The sequence below is a fragment of the Methylorubrum sp. SL192 genome (assembly GCF_026672325.1).
In the GTDB taxonomy this organism is placed as follows: domain Bacteria; phylum Pseudomonadota; class Alphaproteobacteria; order Rhizobiales; family Beijerinckiaceae; genus Methylobacterium; species Methylobacterium extorquens.
This window is the reverse complement of sequence record NZ_JAPPQV010000003.1, coordinates 3,678,236-3,692,966: the sequence shown is the minus strand read 5'-3', so window position 1 is coordinate 3,692,966 and position 14,731 is coordinate 3,678,236. Positions and strand designations below refer to the sequence as shown.

The 14,731-nt window shown below is 65.7% G+C and carries 14 protein-coding genes and 1 tRNA gene; 2 read left to right on the top strand and 13 right to left on the bottom strand.

Annotated elements, in window-relative coordinates; genetic code table 11:
* The first annotated feature begins 83 nt into the window (after nucleotides 1-83).
* Nucleotides 84-1,667: an LA2681 family HEPN domain-containing protein gene (locus OVA30_RS18115; protein WP_268176272.1), complete on the top strand. Its 1,584-nt coding sequence runs from the start codon at nucleotides 84-86 to the stop codon at nucleotides 1,665-1,667.
* A 905-nt stretch (nucleotides 1,668-2,572) separates the two neighbouring features.
* Here OVA30_RS18115 and OVA30_RS18110 read toward each other — a convergent pair.
* From OVA30_RS18110 to OVA30_RS18080, 7 genes are all read right to left on the bottom strand, one after another.
* On the bottom strand, nucleotides 2,573-3,277 hold the full coding sequence (locus OVA30_RS18110) for a hypothetical protein (RefSeq protein ID WP_268176271.1): 705 nt from the start codon (nucleotides 3,275-3,277) through the stop codon (nucleotides 2,573-2,575).
* A 17-nt stretch (nucleotides 3,278-3,294) separates the two neighbouring features.
* A complete protein-coding gene (locus OVA30_RS18105; protein ID WP_268176270.1) occupies nucleotides 3,295-3,684 on the bottom strand; it encodes a hypothetical protein in 390 nt (129 codons plus the stop codon).
* 77 nt (nucleotides 3,685-3,761) lie between these two features.
* On the bottom strand, nucleotides 3,762-4,298 hold the full coding sequence (locus OVA30_RS18100) for a hypothetical protein (protein WP_268176269.1): 537 nt from the start codon (nucleotides 4,296-4,298) through the stop codon (nucleotides 3,762-3,764).
* A 43-nt stretch (nucleotides 4,299-4,341) separates the two neighbouring features.
* A complete protein-coding gene (locus tag OVA30_RS18095) occupies nucleotides 4,342-4,827 on the bottom strand; it encodes a hypothetical protein (protein ID WP_268176268.1) in 486 nt (161 codons plus the stop codon).
* Nucleotides 4,828-4,904: 77 nt separating this feature from the next.
* Complete coding sequence (locus tag OVA30_RS18090; protein ID WP_268176267.1) at nucleotides 4,905-5,366, bottom strand: hypothetical protein; 462 nt, start codon at nucleotides 5,364-5,366, stop codon at nucleotides 4,905-4,907.
* A gap of 115 nt (nucleotides 5,367-5,481) precedes the next feature.
* Entirely contained in the window at nucleotides 5,482-6,561 is a 1,080-nt protein-coding gene (locus OVA30_RS18085; protein ID WP_268176266.1) for a hypothetical protein, read from the bottom strand.
* Nucleotides 6,558-7,808 (bottom strand): MBL fold metallo-hydrolase, encoded by a 1,251-nt coding sequence (locus tag OVA30_RS18080; RefSeq protein WP_268176265.1) that lies wholly within the window; start codon nucleotides 7,806-7,808, stop codon nucleotides 6,558-6,560. The genes OVA30_RS18085 and OVA30_RS18080 overlap by 4 nt, the downstream gene beginning before the upstream one ends.
* Nucleotides 7,809-7,914: 106 nt before the next feature.
* Between OVA30_RS18080 and OVA30_RS18075 the strand changes: the two genes are divergently transcribed.
* The gene (locus tag OVA30_RS18075) at nucleotides 7,915-8,172 is read left to right on the top strand and encodes a helix-turn-helix domain-containing protein (protein ID WP_268176264.1); all 258 of its coding nucleotides are present in this window, start codon (nucleotides 7,915-7,917) and stop codon (nucleotides 8,170-8,172) included.
* Between the two features lie 45 nt (nucleotides 8,173-8,217).
* Here OVA30_RS18075 and OVA30_RS18070 read toward each other — a convergent pair whose 3' ends face one another.
* From OVA30_RS18070 to OVA30_RS18045, 6 genes are all read right to left on the bottom strand, one after another.
* Nucleotides 8,218-9,969: a site-specific integrase gene (locus OVA30_RS18070; RefSeq protein ID WP_268176263.1), complete on the bottom strand. Its 1,752-nt coding sequence runs from the start codon at nucleotides 9,967-9,969 to the stop codon at nucleotides 8,218-8,220.
* Nucleotides 9,970-10,085: 116 nt separating this feature from the next.
* Nucleotides 10,086-10,159 (bottom strand) — tRNA-Gln (locus OVA30_RS18065).
* Nucleotides 10,160-10,381: 222 nt separating this feature from the next.
* On the bottom strand, nucleotides 10,382-11,566 hold the full coding sequence (locus OVA30_RS18060; RefSeq protein ID WP_012255447.1) for a hypothetical protein: 1,185 nt from the start codon (nucleotides 11,564-11,566) through the stop codon (nucleotides 10,382-10,384).
* A 169-nt stretch (nucleotides 11,567-11,735) separates the two neighbouring features.
* Nucleotides 11,736-12,554 carry a glycosyltransferase family 2 protein gene (locus OVA30_RS18055; protein WP_268176262.1) on the bottom strand — a complete coding sequence of 273 codons (819 nt, stop codon included), beginning with the start codon at nucleotides 12,552-12,554 and terminating at the stop codon, nucleotides 11,736-11,738.
* Between the two features lie 94 nt (nucleotides 12,555-12,648).
* Entirely contained in the window at nucleotides 12,649-13,410 is a 762-nt protein-coding gene (locus OVA30_RS18050) for a LuxR C-terminal-related transcriptional regulator (protein WP_003600126.1), read from the bottom strand.
* A 193-nt stretch (nucleotides 13,411-13,603) separates the two neighbouring features.
* A complete protein-coding gene (locus tag OVA30_RS18045) occupies nucleotides 13,604-14,254 on the bottom strand; it encodes a response regulator transcription factor (protein WP_268176261.1) in 651 nt (216 codons plus the stop codon).
* Nucleotides 14,255-14,731 lie beyond the last annotated feature (477 nt).

Below are 14,731 nucleotides of genomic sequence, written 5' to 3'. Positions count from 1 at the left end.
CGATGCGTGTGCTCGTAGCGCTGCGTGATCGACTGATGCCAAGTCATCACACCGGACACGGACCGCCGACAAAGGGACGATGTATGCCGACTTTGTCGGAGATGGAAAAGTTGCGTGAGCGTTCGATCGCAAAGCTCGATGCCGACGCCGCACTCAATCATATCGCGACCTTAATCGACTCGTCCCTTGACGCACAGTTCCGGCCCGGTGCCGACCGCGCCCTTTATCTGCTCAACGAGCTGGCGAAGTGCGAGCTGACGCTCAAGCAAGGTGCTCTCATCGAGTACTTCCGCGCGAATGCTTGGAGCGCCAAGGAAGAGCTGGCGGGTGAGCGCGGTTCCCGGGACTGGGAGCATGCCGAGCGGGAACAGCAGGTCTTGGCTCTATCCCGCGCCGCCGCACACCCCGGCTTTGCCGAGCTCCACGTCGTCCGCCGCTGCCAGATCCTAACCAATCGCGCCAACCAGCTCCACACCATGGGACGCTTCGTCGACGCGATCGAGGGCTGGGACACGGCACTGCGGATCATCCCCAATTTTGCGATGGTGCTAGCGAACCGCGGCTTGGGCCTCAAACATTATGGCGGGCTGCTGGAGGATGATCGTGAACGGGCGATCCTCCTGCTGCACGCGCATGACGGATTGGCGGCAGCAGTCGCGCCGGATGCTATTTATGAAGGCGATAATCAGGATGACCTGCGGCAGCAGTTCGCCGCGACCGCCTCCGCATATGCCGCGGCGGTCGATCTAAATCGTGTACGCGCTTTACAGGATCTCGATGGCACGGCTCTCGGGCGCAGCAAGGCCGAGCAAGCATATCGGCGCTGGTGTCTGGACCGTAGGCTCTTCCTCAGCCCGCTGAACGATCTCGGTCCTTTCACGGCGGCGGCAATCGACGATCTCGTGCTGCCGGCGATCACAGAGTCTTTTGATGACCGGCCCGGCGCCTTTTCGCCGCCGCCGGTCATCGGCTTCTTCAATCAGATGAAGCAGGAATATGCCTCAGCGCGCTTTATGCTGTACGAGGGTTTAAACAGCACCAAGCTCCATTTCTCGGACCGCGGCGTGCGGTTGTTCGATACGCTCGACTACCCGGCACATTCGTTAGCGACCGAGCGCGTCCGCTCCGCCTACCGCATCGCTTACTCATTGCTAGACAAGGTGGCGTACCTCGTTGACCATTTCTGGAAGCTCGGCAAAGTCGCCGACCGCATTAACTTCAAAAATGTCTGGATGGCCGAGGGCAAGCCGCGCCTACTGGATCAGTTCAAAATTTATCCAAACTGGCCGTTGCGCGGCCTTTACTGGTTATCGAAGGAGTTGTTCGACAACGAACTCAAGCGTACTACCGGGGCGGACGCCCGCGAGTTGTACGACATCCGCAACGCGCTCGAGCATAAATATCTGCAGGTCCATGAGGGATGGGCATGGGATCTGATGCTCATCTCGCCGGCGACCAACGGATTGGGCCAATCGATCAACAGCGATTTGCTCGAAGCCAAAGCACTACGGGTGATGAAGATTGCGAGGTCAGCATTGATTCAATTGGCGCTCGCTATCGGCGTTGAGGAGCGCAACAAAGCCGCGGCAGCGCCAGACCAGCTGATAGGATCGATGCCTCTCTATGGGCTTGAGAGAGGGCGAAAGCGGCGCGATCCTAGCTGGTAATCGCAGCTTCTTGCCCATTGCCGGCTCGAACTATCGTTCAAACGAACTCTACACATCGATCACGCGCCGCCATGGCCCGCGTGGCCGTGCGGTGACCTTTGGAATCTGGTTCCGTCCTCGCGCCGGGTGCACCAGCATGTGAAGCGCGATCGGCTGCCGTCAGCGCTGGTGCTCGCGCGGGCGCCAATCCTGACATGGTGGTGTGCGGCATGGGACGCTGACCCAGGTCTGGTGGAGCGGTTCTGGGCGGAGGCACGGGCAGCGTTACCGATCGGGGCGGACGCTTCGTTCGATTCCGCGTTCGCGGGTCTCAAGTGGCGACGGCTGCGCGTCAGTCAGGATCAGCAGGCGCCGGAGTGGAAGGGTTCTCGCGGCGCCGCACGGCGGCAGGGCGAGGCCGTGAGCGGCTGAACTGCTCGCGTGGCTCGCCGACGGTGGCGGAGCAGATTTGGGATTGGGGTGGGCTCACCAAGGCATCGATCCGTCGGGCCGAGCTGGAGGTCGTTGGCCACTATCGAGGCCGCGTGTCGGCAGAACCGACCCGTCGAGAGGTGCCAAGTTTCAAACCCTTGGCGCGGTCGAGATTCGCGGAAACCCTGCGATGGTCCGGGTCGGGTGGTCTCGGTGCTGAGGTCAGCCGGGCGGAGAGCTCAAGAGCGCCAAGCCGTAGGGGCATGGCGGCAGAGTTGCCCTAGCCGAGGGGGCACTCATCCGCCAGCCGGTGGTACGCCGGCGCCCACCAGCGGGGGGCGCCGTAGGCGGCAGGGGGGCTGCTGGTCCAGCTCGTCTGCCGCCGGCTGGGGTGATTTTCGCTGTGATGTAGTCGTTGCGACCGGCGCGAAACAGCCCTGGACGCGGTCGCCCTACGCAGCGATGCGGAGCTGTCGTGTTGGACGGCCGCGCCCTTAGCGCTCCCCGTTGTCCACGGCCTCCGCCCGTTGTAGCTGCCAGACCGGCACTTGGTTCGGGTCGAGCCGGGCACGCCGTTCTGCCATGAACCGGCTGAACGAGGACGTGGTCGACAGGACCGCGTCACCGATCGACAGCCGCAGCCGCCGCTGGCCGCTCTCCTCGACATCGTCCGTCTCACGCAGCAGGCCCTGCACCCGGTGGAGGTCGACCGTACCGCCCGCGATCAACGCACTGGCGTTCATGGCATGGTCGGTGGCCTCGGTGTGGCACCACAGCCAAAGCAGGTGCTCCGCGCTCGCCAGTTGCGCCGGCACGCCGAACCACGGGAGGGTGACTGCCTCATCTAGCAGCCCCGCCTCGGTCGTACCGGTGCAGGGGCGCAGTGTCAGGACGATGGGGCGTCGGCACTGGTGCGGGTCCATGTGTGCTGCGAACCGAGACCGCGTCGCCCGTACGAGCTTCGCGGCGTGCTCGCCCCCGTCCGGGTCGAAGTCGGCGACGATCTCGATGTCGCCGACGAAGCGGGCTTGCTCGTGCAGGGTCAAGGCGATGCGGCCGACCACGGCGTAGGAGAACCCGGCCGCGTTGAGCCGCCCGACGATGTCGCGAAAGATCGCCGGCAGCATCCCCGGCGTTGGGTTGTCCGGGTAGGTGACGTCGACCAGCAGCGCTTCGATGTCGGCCGAGCTGCCGCCCATGCTGCGTGTCCTCCGGGTCAGGCGAGCGTTCGATAGTGTGCGTCCGATCGCACCGTGTGATGCTCCCTTGTGAGGCCGAACAAGCAGACGAGTTCGGCGATCGTCTCCGGCCGCTGCAGGCGCCGGTCGGCGTAGAGGGTGAACAGCGCCGGCCCACGCATGTAGACCACCCGCCCGCGTGGGAACGCCTCGTATTCGTGCCCCGCAATGGCTGGCGGCAGACCACCGCGGCGCAGAGCCGTCGCGCCGAGGCTGCGCCAAGCTTCCCAAACCTCGTGGTGCCCGCGCGGGTGGGTGAGGCAGTCGCCGTAAGATTCCGCCTGCGCCAGGGTCGTGCGGTCCGTGACCAACACCGTGCGCCCGTTATCCGGCACGCCCCAGAAGATGCCGACCGACGGCTTGGTCACCGTCTCGCGTTCAGCGCACGCCGGCCCGTGTCCTGCAGTGTGGTCCATATGAAGTCTTTCCGACGGGAGGGCCTTGCTCATGGCTTCAGGATGTCCTCGGGCTGTGTGATTGGCTTCTCCTCGGGTCTTTCGGTCTCCTGCTCGGGATAGCCGAAGCGGCGAGCAAGGTCGGTCGTGTCCTCCCGGTTGCCGGCGCCGATTGCGTGGCAGGCGGCGAAGTAGATCGTCGTCGCCGTCTCCTGCACGCCCGGCGGCCCGAAAGTGGCGTTGATTGGTAGGTACTCCGCCGCCCAGCGTCCCTGCACATCGCGATTGATTAGTGCTGGCTTTGTCTTTGAGCAGAAGACGTAGCTGGTGCGCGCTTGCCCACCCTGCCGCGGCGCCTTGCGGCCGTAGTTGCCGTCCGGATGGTGCGACTGCCAGCCCTTGAGCACGATCTTGAACAAGGCTCCCGCTTTCGCGGTGCCGACGAGATCCTTCTCCTCAAGACTGAACCAGCTGCATGAGCCCATATGGCAGCGCCCGGGGATCAACTCGGCCGCTCTTGTCGTAGCCGGCATCAAGGTCAGGCAGGCAAGGAGCGCCGCAAGCTCTCGAATTGTCAGTCTGTGCATGGGGGTGCTCCGATCACAGTGCAGGGGGACCGGTAGGGCCAGCTCAGAACACGAACTTCCAGTCGATCCGCCGCATGGGGGCACCTGCGTCGGCCAGAGCCGCCGAGCACATCACGACGATGTCCTGCTTGATCGGCGTGGCGCCCGCACGCAAGGGATTCGGCTTGACCATGAAGCACAGGCCTGTGGCTGGCCAATGCCGCTGCTGGTTGGGAGCGCCAACGGACATCAGCGTCACGTGCGTCAGGCGGAGCGCGTAGCCGTAGGCGTTCTCCATGTCGGGTGTCTGGGCAGTCGCGAAGTTGATCACCATCTCCGGCTTGGTCTGAGCCGCACGATAGCCGGTGACGAAGTTGACCTCGCCTTTGCCGTCATCGACGAGGCGGAAGTCGTGGTTGCAGGAGGCGGGCTTTCCGTCGAGCTTGAGTTCGAGGCAGCCGCCGGACTTGATTTCATCGACCGGCGGGTTCGCCTGGGCCGGGTGGGCGGCCAGCAGCAGCAGGCCGAGCGGCAGCGTCGCGCGCATCATGAGGGTGATCCGTCGAAAAGAGAGGAGGGGGAAGCCGGACGGCCCAGGCGCGGAGGCGCCCAACCGGTGCGGAAAGGTCAGCGGCGGGTCAGCGCGCCAGCGAAGGCGCAAGACGTCCCGTGGAAGTCGCCGCAGCCCTGCTCCTCCATCCGCACGCGCTTACGGTCAGAGCCGAAGCGCAGTGTTAGAGCGCAGATCTCCTCCGAGCCGCTCCCCTTGCGGTTTAATGTCAGCACCCCGGCGCCACCGGGCTTGGCAAGACCGCGCAACTCGCCGGTGCATTCATTCGGAATCGCCGTCTCGGCAACGACGAAGTGAGTGCCGCTGCCGTCACCCAGCTCAAACACCTGCAGATCGAGCCGTCCCTCGCCGCGGCCTTGGTAATGCCCTTCAAAGGGCGAGTCGGCATGAGCCGGCATCGCGGTGACGGCGAGCGCGACCAGTACGCCGAAACGCAGGGCAGTCGTGGCGGCATGCATGTGCCGGCGAACGCGTGGCCTGCGGCCGATCGAGGTGGGTTGACGGGCCGAGAGGGACATGACGAAGGGTCTCGCGGAAGCTCCGGCGGAGCCGAGGATAGGTATTCCCGTTCCCCACCCCGCGATTTTACCGCCGGCTGCATATTCCTGCTGCGGCCGGCGGTCGCACCCTGGGTCAGACTGCCTCGGATGACAGATCCTTCGGACGGCGAAAGGCAGCCGTGCCTTTGCCTGGCCGGCCGACCGCGTAGACCCGCAGACCGTGCTGGCTTTTCAGGCTCTCGGTGATCATCCCGACCGTGCCACCCCTTTGGTCCGCGTCGAAGCCGAACAGGACGAGGCGCGGCTCGGAGTCGACCCGCAGCCGGCGTGCGCCGGAGGCCACCTCGTCTACGAGCGGATCGCGCTGCGGCAGCGCCGCCACGTCGAGGCCGCGGGCCAGCCGCACCGTGCGGCGCAGCGTGTCGAGGCGGACGAGGTCGCGGCACAAGGCGGGGTAACTCGTAGCGAGGCGATCGGCCTCGTGCTTCAGCGTGGCACGGTAACGTTCGACCTGCCCCACGATGGCTGGGGTCGATCTTGAGCGCAGGGCAGGGTTTGTCGCGAGCTTGGCCTCATGGAAGACGAGCCACGCCTCATCGGCCACGCCCCGCTCCTCCAAGCTCGCTACGTCGAGCCGATCCTGCCGCGTTAAGGCCACACCCGCGTCCGCGTCAGGGGACTGGAGTACGGCGTCCACCTCCGCTTGCGCTCCGTCGGGCTCGGCCGCGATGTCGAGGGGGGCCCCGGTGAGTGAGACCTCGACATCGACGACGTTCGGGCTGGCCTGTACCAGCGCGTGCACACCCGTCTTCTCCAGACCGGCGAGCGGCGTTGCGGCCCGCTTCATTTCTGCCAGCGTCACCGGTCCTTCATAGCGGGTCCAGACCGCTGCGGCCGGATCGAGACCGAAGCCGCCATCCGCGGCGAGGCGGGTCATGGCCTGACGCTGGCGCACAAGGTACTTCACGTGCGTCTCAGCCGCGACGCCCTCGCTCGCTGGGGTGATCCGGAAGAGTGAGGCGCCGCGGTAGTAGACGTTGAGCGACCGGTTCCGGACCGCCAGCAGCAGGTCCGGGTCGGCGAGCACATCGGCCCACCATGCTCCATTCGGCGCGTCCAACAGCGCTTCGAGGGCGGCGAGGAACGGCTCGCCCAGGCGTCGATACGGAACGGCAGCCGTACTGCTTCCGGGGGCGTTCTCCACGCTACTCATGCCGCCGTCTCCCACCATTGTCCGTCCTCTCTGATCGTGACGCGTGACCCGAACAGCGCCGGGAAACGCTCGGGTTCGAAGGTGTGGATCGGAACGAGCTGGCGCGGCGCAATCGCCTCTGCCAGGCGCTTGAGGTCCGGGATGCTGGCGTGGCCCGAGGTGTGGGCATGGCTGAGCGGAATGGCGCGCGCAGCCAGATCGATGACGAGGGCTTGGCCACGAGGCTGGCCGAGGTAGCCGGCCCACTGCGACCAGATTGCCCGTGCGCCGGTGAGACAGTCGGCTCGGTCGAGGTCGGGCAGCAGCGAGTGGCGGAACAGTAAGGCGGCGCGGGGGGCAAGTGCTGCGAGTTGTTCGCCGAAGATGCGATTCGCTCCGTGCCGCTCGATCAGGTCGAAGCGGCTGGTGCGCTTGACCCGCACGCGCTGGTGTTGCGGTACGAAGACATTGACGCCCGGCCAGTCGGATTGCGGGATGCGCGGGTTGCCGGTCGCGGCCAGCACCTCGGCGGCGTAGAGGTCGAGCACCAGCGTGCGGCGGGTGCACTTGCATGCGCGGAAGAGGGAGACGACGCGGTCGATGTTCTGGGCCGAGGCCGCCACCAGCGCCATGCCTTCGGTGTCGGCAAACAGACTGACGAAGCGGTCCTCGATGTCCGCCTCGGTTGGGAAGGCGTGGTCGTCGTCGAGCCGACCGAGGCTCGATCCCTCCAGCAGCAGGGTGTCGATGCCGCGCGGCGGGTCGCGCACGAGGCGCTCGAACAGCGCGCCCTTGCGCCCGTGCGCGCGCAGGTCGCCGGAGTACAGCAGCCGTTGCTGACCTGCCTCCACCAGCAGGGCGTAGGCGTCGTAGGCCGAGTGGTCGACGAGGATCGGCGTGACGGTGAACGGGCCGAAGCGGAGCGCCTGCCCGTCGGTGAAGGTGATAGTGTTTGTCGGGACATAGCTGTCCGGGACGAAGGCAGCGGCGACCCGGAGGATACGCAGGGTCGCGGCGCCCATCGCCACGGGTAGGTCCGGCCCGGCGAGGTGGCTCAGTCCGACGTGGTCGCGGTGGCCGTGGCTGAGAACGAGCGCGAGGAGATCACCACCGCCGGTCAGTCCGTTGATCGCCGGGTGGTGGCTCGTGTCGTCGGGGGCCCCGTCCAGTGGCAGGCCGAGGTCGAGCAGCAGGCGGGCACCATCGTGCTCCAGCTCGACACAGGTGCCGCCGATCTCGCGCGTGCCGCGGTGGATGCGCACCCGCATCGTGACCCTGTGCCCGTACGGTCTCCCTGCCGCAGGGCAAGCTTAGCCTTACCCTGTGGCTATAGCCAGTGGTTAGATAGCCCCTGCTGACCGCTGATCCTCATCCTTGAAGGGTCGGGCATTGGTCGCGTGGAACCTGCGCCGGGTGCGCGTGGCGCAGAATTTGAGCCAGGAGCGGCTGGCGGCGGACGCGGGCGTGGACCGTGCGTATCTCGGTGGCCTGGAACGGCAGGCAGAGAACCCGACGGTCGATTTGCTCGACAAAGTCGCCGAGGCGCTGGCCGTCCCGCTGGGGGAGTTGTTCGTGGCGCCGGCCGAGGGTGAGGCACCACCTGCGCCACTCAGAGGCGGGCGACGGCGCTGATGGCCTGATCGAACCCCGGTTGCTGGGGGTCTTTCGCTCGGTGGCTTAACTCGACACATTGGGGTGGAGGCGCGAGAGATCCACTCCGATCGCAATCGTTTCGATGGCGGTCTGTAATTGCGGCAGGGTCGAGCGCTTGGTGTATCGTGCCGTTTCGCCTGCCGTCGCGTGGCCCGTGACGTGGTCGATCACCGCCGGCACCACGCCCGCTTGGTGCATCAGCGTCGTCGCCGTGTGCCGAAACGAGTGAAAGTCGAGGCCGACCCGGTAAACCCCGACGTCGCGGCGGTAGCGGGTGAACCATTTGGTGAAGGCGTGGCCGAGCCTTGCATCCGCTCCGCCCGGTTCGAGGCCGGGGAAGAGCCGTTGTTGCTTGATGCGCCGGTGCTTCTCGACGTGCACGAGGAAGCCGAGGCGGATCAGCTCCGAATGAATCGGCACGCGGCGCACCGCGGTCGCATTCTTCACCTTGCGTGGTGGCCGATCATTGATGTCGATGAACCAGACGTCCTCGTCCTGTCGGATGTCCTCTACGTGCAACTGGCAGATTTCTTCCTGACGCATGCCGGAGAACACGGCGATCAGCGGCAGCCAGAACTTCTCGTCGCGCAGGATTAGGGAGCCGGGCGTGGTGCGTCGAGCCGCTGAGGCGCAGCCCGTCCAGATTGGGGTCGCGAACAGGCGGGCAAGCTCGGCCCGCTCCCACATGTCGCGCTGCTCACTGGTCTTGCGGCTGTTGGCAAAGCGGAAACCGGCGAAAATATTGGCGGCCGCCTCGTCCTTCGCCACGGCTGCGGTCCAGAGTGCGGACAGCGCCGAGAAGTGCCGCTTGACCGTTTTCTGCGTGATGAGTGGCGCGCGGCTCACGGCCGGCAACGCGTTGGATGCGGCTAGAATCTCCTCGACGGTGAGGGCGCGGTAGCGCGGGTGCTTCCCGTAATCGTTTGGCAGCCGTTCGATGCGATCTCGGAAGCGGCCGGCATCCTTGCGAGAGTAGGCGGAGAGTGGCCGGTCCCCGCAGACGTCCACGAATAGCCGAAAGGTCGCGCTAGCCTGGGATGCTGTCTGTCGGTCCCAGGCACCTGTAGCAACCTGCGTGGCGCGAAAGGCCGTTCCCACGATCGACAGGGGATCGACGCCATGCTGGGCTGTTTGAGGTTCGGGCTCGACCGCAGCAGGAGGGGCCGTCGGCGGGACGGACGACCCTGAGGCCAGCGCCTCCAGCTGTATTTTCAGCAGGCGGTCGCGGGGCTCGAAGTTGAAGTCGCCCTGATATTGCGCTCGGATGGCCTCAGCGACGTCGATGCCCGCCCGCAGCATGGCCTGTCGCGCCTGGGCGAGGTCCGTCGGGCTGAGGTCAATGACCGCGATGCCTTGCTTGCGTAGCATCTGCTCGGTGACGAAGCCGGCTTCCTCCAGTCTGTTACAGGCGAGCGCGTCGCGGTTGCGTACTGCCATTGTCTCGTACTGCAAGACCCGGCGCTCGCGCACCTCGTTCGGGATGGCACCGTGCGCGAGGCGTCCTCGGCTCTCACCGTCGAGGATGAGACCGTAAAAATCCTGTACGAGGCGGGCGAGTTGGGCGTCGGTCAGCATCGGCATCGCACGGAGGGCCGAGAAAAGGCTCTCCGAGGCAACGTATAACTGACACGCTCTTAGCTTGGCAGTGCGGACATCGGAAGTCGCGAGGCTGCGCACCAGCTCGCGCCGTCCGATGCGCTTACGCAGATCGTCGGGGATGCCGCGCCGGAAGTGAAAGACCGTCCCTCGCAGGACGAAATTGGATCGTGCCGACACTCCGCTCCTTCGCCGTTCCTCGAACGGACTTTGTAGCAGCGGATTGTAGCAACCGGCTCACTCCGCAGGGCGGCTGCGCGAGAAGCTCAACGAACTGAATGGCTTAGGAGTTTAAGTGGCTGGGGGACCTGGATTCGAACCAGGACTAGCGGAGTCAGAGTCCGCGGTTCTACCGTTAAACTATCCCCCACCGAAGCCGTCACCGGCCCCGTCGAGGGAGGCCGGAAGCAGGTGGGATCGCGTTGGCCGCCATCCCGCGCTCGGTGCTGGCGTCAGATAGGCTGTGATGGGCGTCGCGTCAACATGGCTGCACGCGTGATCGTGTGAGTGAGGCTCAGCAGCCACGGTGCTGGAGGCTGCCGGGTCTCGGGCGGGGCGGGTGGCGGTGTCCGCGCGCTCGGAAGCCACCCGTTCAGTTCAGGGAGGGCTGCCGGTGACCGGCCTTCGCCGCGACGAGCGCCTCGCTCGGCGGCGACGCCGTTCGAGGGGACGGGCCTAGCGCCAGTGTCTCGGCGATCACGTAGCGGGCCAGCGCGTCGAAGGTGTAGACCCGTTCGACCAGAGCCTGAGCGGCCGACGTCATCCGGTCGACCCCCGCGTCGTCCGTGCGCAGCAGCTGGTCGAGGGCGCGTTCCAGATCCTCCTGCGGGTCGAGATAGAACCCCTCGCGGCCGTGCAGGAAGGGTTCGATGCCGGTCAGCGGGCGGGTATCGAAAATCGGCACGCTGCCCAGCGACGCGACCTCGTAGTGCCGGTAGCAATCCCAGCCGACGCCGCCCGGTGACAGGCAGAACCGGCTCCGGGTGATCGCCTCGGCGAAGGCTTCCGGGCTCAGGCGATGCGTCGGCGCGTGGATACGCCAGCCGCGGGCTGCCAATCGCGGCAGGACGCCGCTGACGGTCTCGCGGAAGGCGATGCCCTGCGCCGAGCCGGCGTAGAACAGATCGTAGCTGCGCGCGGAGGCCGGGATCGGGGTTTTCAGCGCCGTCGCCTCGATCCCGAGGGCGAAGGGGCGCAGCTTGGCCCGGAGCGCCAGGCAGGCGGGATCCTGGCGCGCATGGCCGGCGCAGGCGCCGCGGGGCAGCACCGTTTCGAGGGTGTTCCACGGATTGGCGGCCAACTCGCGCTTGAAGAACAGGTCGCACCGCCGGAGGAAGGCGCGGTCGCGCGGGTGGATCGTGAGATGGTCGGTCACGTCGAGGACCGCGAGCCTGACGCGGGGGCCGCGGGCGGCGAACAGGACGAGGCCGCGGAAGGCGAGCCCGATCAGGCTCAGGGCCGCATGGACGGGGTAGGCGTGCCCGGCGCTGTTGACCGGACCGACACACCGGGCGACGACGATGTCGTAGTCCTGGGCGAGGCAGGCCCGGCCGATCCCGGCCACCCGCCGCGCCAGCTTCAGCAGCCGCAGCGGCAAGCTGCCGGAACGCGGCGCGCGGGTCCGCACGTCGGCCCAGCGCAGCCGCGTGTCGAGGAAGGTCGTGCGCTCGGGGAAGGCGGCCGTCACGAGCGGCATCAGCCCGAATTCGAGAATCCGCGGAGGGCCCGGGAGTCCATCCGACGCCACGTGGCGGGCGCGGTCGATCAGCGTCTCCATGGCGACTCCCTGGCGGTTTCGGGGTCGGCATAGCGGCGCCCGCCCCGCGCCGGGACCGTGCCACCGGATCCGCTCGAACGGAGCGGCCTCCGCCTCATGACGCCGGCGCGATGTCCGAGCCGGCACCCTCCGTCATCGCGACGGGATCGCGAGGGCTTCGCCTCGGACATCAGAAGTGGGCATGGGGCTGAAGCTTCAGCCGGCTGCGGCCGAGATCGAGCTGTTTGCTGACGAGCCAGTCCGGATTGCGGGCGTTGAAGTAACCCTTCAGCGCGTAGCGCCAGAATAGCTCTTCCGCGCGGGAAGACGGCCCGTGCACCCCCTTCACCTGGGCGACTTCGCCCAGCGCCCGGGCCTTGTGGGCGAGGTTGGCGCTGTTGTTCTGCCCGGTGCGGCGGAAGCAGGCGACCGGCCTAGCGACGCGGGCATAGGGCTCCTGCGCCAGGGCACGGCAGAACATCTCGTAGTCGCCGCAATCCCTGAACGCGTAGTTGAACCCGCCGAGCTCGGCGTAGAAATCCCGCCCGATGTAGGTCGCCATGTGCATGACCGGGTTCCAGCCGAGGCACACGAGCATGCGCGGCGTCATCCAGTTGGGCGGGGCGGCCAACCCGCCCAGACCCCGGCCGCGCCCGTCGATCCAGCGGATCCCGCCGACGACCCAGCGCCGATGGCTGCCCTTGTAGGCCTCGACCACGGCCTCCAGGCCGCCTTCGAGCAGCACGTCGTCGGCGCCCAGGAAGCCGAGCAGTTCGCCCGACGCAGCGAAGGAGCCCTTGTTGATCGCGTCGAAGATGCCGCGATCCTTGCCCTGCAGCACCGTGGCGCCGAGGCTTTGCGCCAGTTCGACGGTACCATCGGTGCTGCCCGCATCGACGATCACGTGCTCGACCTCGATGCCGTTGCGGGCGCTGGCCCGCGAGGATTCAATACATTCGCGTAAGTATTCGACGCCGTTCAGCGTCGGGGTGACCACGGACACCTTCATGGCCGGCTTCCTCGTCTTTCGGCTTGCGATCGCGTGCGGGACCACGCGCGTTCGGGCAGGGGCGGCGCCGGGCCCTCACGGCGCCGCATGATCGTCAGGCCACAGCCGCGAGCGCGCTGGAGAAGCTGTCACGGCCGGCGACGAGGGGGAGGGGCGCTACGAGGCCGCCGAACCGCTCGGCGGGGGCACAGCCGTTGGTGACGATGCCCTTGTTCATCGCCCAGACCGCCGCCTGCGTCCGATTCTTCACTCGGACCTTGCGCAGGATCGCCTTGACGTGAACCTTGACGGTCGCCTCCGCGATATCGAGGTTGCGGGCGATGACCTTGTTGGACTCCCCCAAAGCCAACCCTTCGAGGATGTTGACCTCGCGGCTCGACAGGCTGGAGAGCGAGGTGCCATCCGCCCGCTGCAGCCCGGTCAGGGCGGCGACCGGACCGGGTGCGCGCACCGGGTCGAAGGCCAGGCACAAACGCCCGAGGAAGCTCACCGGCAGCACCGCGCAATCGGCGATCACCACCTCGAGAGTCTTGAGCAGGTCGGCCGGAGAGACATCCTCGGTCAGATAGGCCGAAGCGCCGAGTTGAAGGCTGCGCAGCATCAGCCCTTCGGTATCGCGCAGCGCGAGCGCCACGATCTTGACCTCGGGCAGCGCCTCGGCGACCTGCCCGACGATGCCCGCGGCCTCCTCATCGATGACGACGAGCGCCAAATGCGCCGCCTTGAGGTCGGACAGGTGAAGCGCCGGGCTGGCCGCGACCTGCCGCACCATGAAGCGGGTGCCGGAAAGAAGCGCGATCAGGCTTTCCCGGACCATGCGGTTGTCACTGACGATGAGCGTATCGATGTGTTCCATCGGAGCTACTCCCCTGATCTCCTGAAAACCTCCCGCGCCGGATCACTCTGACCGCCAGATTCTGTTCAGGCCGTTCAAACGCACATATTGTGCGTCGCAGAATGGTTAGGCACAAATTAACTAGACCGAATGGGAGGTGTCCTGTCATGTCAGAAAAAACTTGGACATCTCAACAAGGCGTATCCAGTTCGTACTAGGCTTTTCCCTTGAGAATGGTCGGCGCGAGCAGCGCAGCCTCGGTTCGATTTCTGACGCCGAGCATTCGGATCACGGCTGAAACGTGAATTTTCACGGTCGCCTCGGCGATACTCAGTGCGATCGCGATCTCTCGATTGGATAACCCCTTGCCGATCAGCGCCAGAACTTCACGTTGGCGCAGGGTCAACCCGAACGTTCGCACGCTGCGCTCCGGTTGCCGCAGCCCCGACCCGGCATCCGGCGGCTTCACGGCCAGGATGGTGGTGGGTGCGTAGAGCCGGCCATCGAGCGTGGTTCGGACCGCCTCGAGCATTTCCTCGTGGCGCTGGCGCCGAACGATCAATCCGTGGAAGCCGAGGCTCAGGGCATCCTGGAACAGGTCGGCCGAGGCATGGGGGACGACGAGCAGGAGGCGTGCGGTGCCGGCCGCGCGCTTCAGGGCTCCGAGATAGGTCGGATCCCCAGCCGGAAGGAGGCGCGATCCGACGATCACGAGGTCCGTCTTCAGCGGTGACCGGAGACTGTTAATCAATTCTGATGAATTCGAAACATCGACGACGACGATTCCACTCAGATTCAATTCCAGAGTTCGCCGCAAGACGATGCGGAAATTTCTTTGGTCATCTGCGATGATGATCCGCAACATAACTGAGCGTTAACTCCTTAGATTGCCGGTCATCGCGAGTAAAATGAATATATCTGCTATAAATTCACTTCGAGCGCGCCGATCTGTTTTTATGCTCTGAAAATCACAGCTTTCGATCGCACCGCACTCAGGAAAACGTCAAATTAAAACGAAATCCCGAATTATAGACAAATTGACAGACTTTCCTGCCTCGCAGAAGAGCTCTGCCTCGCCCAATGCTTAACATGCGAACCGCAATCGGCAAGTTTCTCTCAAGAGACTACCCGATATTGGCAAATATTATTTTGAATCGTCGATTCGATCAGGAGCTCATTCCAGAAAATCCGCGACGCGCTATCAATTATGAACTGAATACGCCTTTCGGGCTATCAACAATGAGGTATCAGCAAAACACTTTTGTTATATACCGCGCCGCAGCAGAGTCATATCGTACAACCTTACGGTCGCCTGGGCAGAACTAATCCGGTGTTTCGATCA

Excerpts from the sequence above, each read along its gene's own strand:
- OVA30_RS18095 (WP_268176268.1), bottom strand. The coding sequence starts at position 4,827 with ATGATGCGCGCGACGCTGCCGCTCGGCCTGCTGCTGCTGGCCGCCCAC.
- OVA30_RS18045 (WP_268176261.1), bottom strand. The coding sequence starts at position 14,254 with ATGTTGCGGATCATCATCGCAGATGACCAAAGAAATTTCCGCATCGTC.
- OVA30_RS18090 (WP_268176267.1), bottom strand. The coding sequence starts at position 5,366 with ATGTCCCTCTCGGCCCGTCAACCCACCTCGATCGGCCGCAGGCCACGC.
- OVA30_RS18080 (WP_268176265.1), bottom strand. The coding sequence starts at position 7,808 with ATGCGGGTGCGCATCCACCGCGGCACGCGCGAGATCGGCGGCACCTGT.
- OVA30_RS18055 (WP_268176262.1), bottom strand. The coding sequence starts at position 12,554 with ATGAAGGTGTCCGTGGTCACCCCGACGCTGAACGGCGTCGAATACTTA.
- OVA30_RS18100 (WP_268176269.1), bottom strand. The coding sequence starts at position 4,298 with ATGCACAGACTGACAATTCGAGAGCTTGCGGCGCTCCTTGCCTGCCTG.
- OVA30_RS18110 (WP_268176271.1), bottom strand. The coding sequence starts at position 3,277 with ATGGGCGGCAGCTCGGCCGACATCGAAGCGCTGCTGGTCGACGTCACC.
- OVA30_RS18115 (WP_268176272.1), top strand. The coding sequence starts at position 84 with ATGCCGACTTTGTCGGAGATGGAAAAGTTGCGTGAGCGTTCGATCGCA.
- OVA30_RS18050 (WP_003600126.1), bottom strand. The coding sequence starts at position 13,410 with ATGGAACACATCGATACGCTCATCGTCAGTGACAACCGCATGGTCCGG.
- OVA30_RS18060 (WP_012255447.1), bottom strand. The coding sequence starts at position 11,566 with ATGGAGACGCTGATCGACCGCGCCCGCCACGTGGCGTCGGATGGACTC.
- OVA30_RS18085 (WP_268176266.1), bottom strand. The coding sequence starts at position 6,561 with ATGAGTAGCGTGGAGAACGCCCCCGGAAGCAGTACGGCTGCCGTTCCG.